Genomic DNA, 5,403 nt, shown 5'->3' with positions numbered 1-5,403 from the left:
ATACACCCATGGTCAACTAGAGTTTGAGTTTAAACGTTGTCAGTCGCGTTTAATTGAAATGCAGAGCCATGAGTATTTGGCAAAAGAACACTTAAGTTAGCTTTGATTATCTCGAATAAGAAAGAGAATTAAAAAAATCGTGATTTTGTTCAAAAAGAGGTGATTTTTTCTTCGCTCTTCTCTATAATCCTGCGACCTACCGTTACTGCGGGCCTCTAGCGATGAGTAAAATCACGTTATGCCAAGAGTTTTCCAACACTCGAAGGGGTGATGAATGGTAACTCTTAGACAGTGGGAATACGCGAGTATTCCTTAAGTGTAAATTTTTTAAATAGGTAATTATTAGCATGAAAACTTTCGTTGCTAAACCAGAAACTGTAAAACGCGACTGGTATGTTGTAGACGCTGAAGGCAAAACTCTTGGCCGTCTAGCAAGTGAAATCGCTTCTCGCCTACGCGGCAAGCACAAAGCAGAATACACTCCTCACGTAGACACTGGTGATTACATCATCGTTGTTAACGCTGAGAAAGTTGCTGTAACTGGTAACAAAGCTAAGGGTAAGGTTTACTACCGTCACTCTGAGTTCCCAGGTGGTCTTAAAACTATCACTTTTGAAAAGCTAATTGCTAAGAAACCAGAAATGGTTCTTGAACTAGCAGTTAAAGGTATGCTTCCACGTGGTCCACTAGGCCGCGCGATGTACCGTAAGCTTAAAGTGTACGCTGGTACTGAGCACAACCATGTTGCTCAACAGCCACAAGTACTAGACATCTAAGGGGATTAAGACAATGGCAGAGAATCAATACTACGGCACTGGTCGTCGCAAAAGCTCAGCAGCTCGTGTTTTCATCAAACCAGGCTCTGGTGAGATCGTAATCAACAAGCGCAGCCTTGATGTTTACTTCGGTCGTCCAACTTCTCGTATGGTTGTTAAACAACCTCTTGAGCTAGTTGAACTAACTGAGAAACTTGACCTTTACATCACTGTTTCTGGTGGTGGTATTTCAGGTCAAGCTGGCGCAATCCGCCACGGTATCACTCGTGCTCTTATGGAATACGATGAAACTCTACGTCCTGCTCTACGTGCAGCTGGCTATGTTACGCGTGACGCTCGTTGCGTTGAACGTAAGAAAGTTGGTCTACGTAAAGCACGTCGTAAACCTCAATTCTCTAAGCGTTAATTTTTCTTTACGAAAAAGTACACGCTCCCAGTTTTTCGACTGGAATTGTGGTTCAAAGCTCGGCTATATGCCGGGCTTTTTGTTTTTATGCCCCCTCTAAACGCTTTCCCTCCCTCGTTTTATTTCCAAATTCTTATATTTTGAAAGCTTTTGTAACCCAATGTGCGCTTTGCCTCATGATTGTTACAAAAAGGTAGCTTTATCTTGTCAAAAAGTAGGGTTTTATTTATCATTTGCCGTCAATAAATAGAACTAAATACATATTTTGTTAGCCATGCTCTTTATTCGGAATTATTTCAATCCATAAGGAGCAAATGGGAGAATGTTTGGATGAGCAACGCGCCTTTAAATAACGGTCGCAGGCGTTTCTTAACCGCAACAACAGCCGTTGTTGGTGGTTTAGGAGCAGCTGCTGTAGCCGTGCCTTTTATTAAATCATGGAACCCGAGTGCCAAGGCGAAAGCTGCAGGCGCACCGGTGGAAGTGGAAGTCAGTAAGTTAGAGCCGGGACAAATGGTTCGTGTCGAGTGGCAAGGTAAGCCTGTATGGGTTGTACGCCGTGCTGAATCGGTGCTAGAGAATCTAAAAGCGATCGGTGGTCAACTTCGTGACCCTCAATCTGAAGCTGAACAACAACCAGAATACGCGCAGAACGAGTTTCGTTCAATTAAGCCGGAATTCTTCGTTGCTGTTGGTTTCTGTACGCACTTAGGTTGTTCTCCAACTTACCTGCCAGATTCTTTTGCAGAACAAGTTCAGGGTGTTAAGTCTGGTTTCTTCTGTCCTTGCCATGGTTCAAAGTTTGATATGGCAGGTCGAGTATTCCAAGGCGTACCTGCTCCATTGAATCTTGTTGTACCAAAGCATATGTATTTGAGTGACACTAAGATCATGATCGGTGTGGACGAGGGAGACGCGTAATGCAAGGATTGCTTGATTGGGTAGAGAAACGTCTACCCGCGATGAATGCTTACAAGAAGCATTTATCTGAATACCCAATGCCTAAGAACTTTAACTTTTGGTACCTTTTTGGTTCTTTAGCAATGTTAGTACTGGTTAACCAAATCCTTACGGGTATTTGGCTGACGATGAACTATGTACCGTCTGGTGAGGGTGCATTTGCTTCTGTTGAATACATCATGCGTGATGTGGAATACGGTTGGCTACTGCGTTACATGCACTCAACAGGTGCATCGGCATTCTTCGTTGTGATCTACCTGCATATGTTCCGTGGTCTAATCTACGGTTCTTACCAAAAGCCTCGTGAGTTACTTTGGATCTTCGGTATGTTGATCTTCTTAGTGCTTATGGCTGAGGCTTTCATGGGCTACCTACTACCATGGGGTCAAATGTCTTACTGGGGTGCTCAGGTAATCATTTCTCTGTTTGGTGCGATCCCTGTTATAGGTGATGACCTAACGCTTTGGATCCGTGGTGACTACATCATCTCTGGTGCAACGCTGAACCGTTTCTTCGCACTGCACGTTATTGCTCTGCCAATTGTACTTCTGCTGCTTATCGTACTTCACGTACTGGCGCTGCACGAAGTGGGTTCGAACAACCCAGACGGTATCGAAACTAAGCTTCCTAAAGGCACAATGGGCGACGACTACAAAACTCAGTTCCCATTCCACAAGGATTACACTAAGAAATACGACATCATTGACTCTATTCCTTTCCACCCATACGGGACGGTAAAAGATATGGTTGGTGTTGCTGGTTTCCTATTCTTGTTCTGTTACGTGCTGTTCTTTAACCCAGAAATGGGTGGGTACTTCCTTGAGCCGCCTAACTTTGAAGCTGCAAACCCGCTGAAAACACCTGAGCATATTGCTCCAGTTTGGTACTTCACGCCGTTCTACGCTGTACTTCGTGCTGTTCCAGATAAGCTGTTAGGTGTAGTTGCAATGGGCGCTTCAATTGTTGTGCTATTCCTACTGCCATGGTTCGACCGTTGTAAAGTGCGTTCTTACCGTTACCGTAGCAAACTGCATTTGATTAACATCATCCAATTCACAATAAGCTTTATTGCGCTTGGTGTACTTGGTGCGCTTCCAGCAACGCCTACATACACGCTATTAGCTCAAATCTTTAGCTTAGGTTACTTCATGTTCTTCGTTCTGCTGTGGTTCTACAGTAAAAATGAAGCGACGAAACCATTACCAGAAAGGGTGACATTCAAATGAAAAAGTGGATTGTAATTTTATTTGCTATGTTGCCGTCACTAGCGATGGCTGCGGGTGCAGGCGTACCATTAGACAAAGCAAACAATGATTTAACAGACAAAGCTTCATTGCAAAATGGCGCTAAGATGTTCATGAACTACTGTTTCGCTTGTCACTCAACGCAGTACCAACGTTATGAACGTGTTGCGAATGATTTGGAGATTCCTTTAGACCTAATGAAGGAAAACCTGATCTTCGATCCTGAAGTGAAAATTGGTAGCTTGATGGTTAACGCTATGCCTTCTGAGCAAGCTGCTAGTTGGTTTGGTGCTCCACCACCAGATCTAACATTGGTTGCTCGTGTTCGTGGCGCAGATTGGCTATACACGTACCTTCGTACTTTCTATGAAGATCCGTCTCGTCCATTTGGTGTGAACAACCTGGTTTTCCCAAGTGTTGGTATGCCGCATGTTCTTGAAGAGCTACAAGGTATCCCAACGCCAATCTACGATACTCACATGGTCGATGGTGAGGAAGTTAAGGTTGTTGTTGGCACTGAAACGGATGGTTCTGGCGAATTAAGTGCTGGTGAGTATGACGAAGCAGTTCGTGACCTTGTTAACTTTTTGGTTTACTCGGGCGACCCTGTTCAACTTGAGCGTCATGCTATGGGTTGGTGGGTAATGGCCTTCTTAGTAATCTTCACTATCATCGTGATTTTGCTGAAGAAAGAGTATTGGCGTGATGTGCACTAATTGTGCTATAATGCCGTGCTAATTCCCAAATTATGTTAATGTTCAATGGAGGCTTTAGGCCTCCATTGTTTTTATTTAAAGTGTACTGGAGGGCTCCATGGCTGTAGCTGCCAATAAACGTTCTGTAATGACTCTTTTCTCAAGTGCTTCTGATATGTATAGCCATCAGGTGCGCATTGTTCTTGCTGAAAAAGGCGTAAGTGTTGAAGTTGAGTTGGTTGATGAAAAAAATCTACCAGCAGAGCTTGTTGAACTGAACCCGTACAAATCAGTACCTACTCTTGTTGATCGTGAGCTTGCTCTATATGACTCTAAGATCATCATGGAATACCTAGATGAGCGTTTCCCTCATCCACCATTGATGCCTGTATACCCGGTTGCTCGTGGTAACAGTCGTCTAATGATGTACCGAATTGAGCGTAACTGGTATTCAGTTGCAGAGAAGATCGTTAAAGGCAACGCTGAAGAATCTGAAGCAGCTCGCGTGAAATTACGCAACGACCTATTAACTCTTGCTCCTATCTTCGCTGAGTATGAATACTTCATGAGCGAAGAGTTTAGCCTAATTGATTGTTACCTAGCTCCGCTACTATGGCGTTTACCTGAGCTTGGTATCGAACTGATTGGTCCTGGTTCTAAAGAACTTAAGATTTACATGAACCGCGTATTCGAACGTGATTCATTCCTAGCTTCTCTAACGGAAGCTGAGCGCGAGATGCGACTCGTTCGCTAAGCGTTTATGGATATTTCAAATATGACTCCACGCCGACCATACATGCTTCGTGCATTTTATGAATGGCTGGTTGATAACGAACTGACTCCACACTTGGTTGTTGAAGCAACATTGCCGGGTGTGAGAGTTCCAGAAGAGTTTGTTCAAGATGGTCAGATCATTCTGAACATCGCGCCTCGTGCGGTTGGACAACTTGAACTGGGTAACGAAGCTGTGACGTTTAGTGCTCGCTTTAGTGGTCGTCCACACTCTGTGATCGTTCCGCTATACGCAGTACAAGCAATTTATGCTCGTGAGAATGGTGCTGGTACCATGTTTGAACCTGAAGAGGCTTACATGGAAGCGTTTGAAGAAGGAATTGAAGAAAGTCCTTTTGAAGAACAAGAAAAAGGCCCATCTTTGAGTGTTGCAACAGCAGACGTAGATGCTGAAGAGTCTGACTCAGAACCTGAGCCATCTCGTCCAGCGAAAGGTCGCCCAAGCCTTCGTGTTATCAAATAGCGTTATTTTTTAAATAACTCCAAATACAAAAAAAGCAGCGATTTATCGCTGCTTTTTCTTTTTGTGC

8 protein-coding genes are annotated in these 5,403 nt (G+C 44.0%); all 8 read left to right on the top strand.

Going from position 1 to position 5,403, the window contains the following annotated elements; translation table 11 throughout:
• A partial coding sequence (gene zapE, locus AB4232_RS15715) for an AFG1/ZapE family ATPase (RefSeq protein WP_372087481.1) occupies positions 1-100 on the top strand: 100 nt, incomplete at its 5' end.
• Positions 101-347: 247 nt separating this feature from the next.
• Positions 348-776 (top strand): 50S ribosomal protein L13, encoded by a 429-nt coding sequence (gene rplM, locus AB4232_RS15710; protein ID WP_010434689.1) that lies wholly within the window; start codon positions 348-350, stop codon positions 774-776.
• A 13-nt stretch (positions 777-789) separates the two neighbouring features.
• Entirely contained in the window at positions 790-1,182 is a 393-nt protein-coding gene (gene rpsI, locus AB4232_RS15705) for a 30S ribosomal protein S9 (RefSeq protein ID WP_004740758.1), read from the top strand.
• A gap of 330 nt (positions 1,183-1,512) precedes the next feature.
• A complete protein-coding gene (petA, locus tag AB4232_RS15700) occupies positions 1,513-2,103 on the top strand; it encodes a ubiquinol-cytochrome c reductase iron-sulfur subunit (RefSeq protein WP_010434692.1) in 591 nt (196 codons plus the stop codon).
• Positions 2,103-3,368 carry a cytochrome bc complex cytochrome b subunit gene (locus AB4232_RS15695; RefSeq protein ID WP_009848941.1) on the top strand — a complete coding sequence of 422 codons (1,266 nt, stop codon included), beginning with the start codon at positions 2,103-2,105 and terminating at the stop codon, positions 3,366-3,368. The genes petA and AB4232_RS15695 overlap by 1 nt, the downstream gene beginning before the upstream one ends.
• Entirely contained in the window at positions 3,365-4,102 is a 738-nt protein-coding gene (locus tag AB4232_RS15690; protein ID WP_009848942.1) for a cytochrome c1, read from the top strand. The genes AB4232_RS15695 and AB4232_RS15690 overlap by 4 nt, the downstream gene beginning before the upstream one ends.
• Positions 4,103-4,199: 97 nt before the next feature.
• Complete coding sequence (gene sspA / locus AB4232_RS15685; RefSeq protein ID WP_009848943.1) at positions 4,200-4,835, top strand: stringent starvation protein SspA; 636 nt, start codon at positions 4,200-4,202, stop codon at positions 4,833-4,835.
• A 6-nt stretch (positions 4,836-4,841) separates the two neighbouring features.
• Entirely contained in the window at positions 4,842-5,336 is a 495-nt protein-coding gene (sspB, locus tag AB4232_RS15680) for a ClpXP protease specificity-enhancing factor (RefSeq protein ID WP_017101351.1), read from the top strand.
• The last annotated feature ends 67 nt before the right edge of the window (positions 5,337-5,403 follow it).

Source organism: Vibrio sp. 10N.286.46.A8 (assembly GCF_041470165.1).
GTDB lineage: Bacteria > Pseudomonadota > Gammaproteobacteria > Enterobacterales > Vibrionaceae > Vibrio > Vibrio tasmaniensis_A.
Note: the sequence above shows the minus strand (reverse complement) of the source record. Positions and strands in the feature narration are given on the sequence as shown.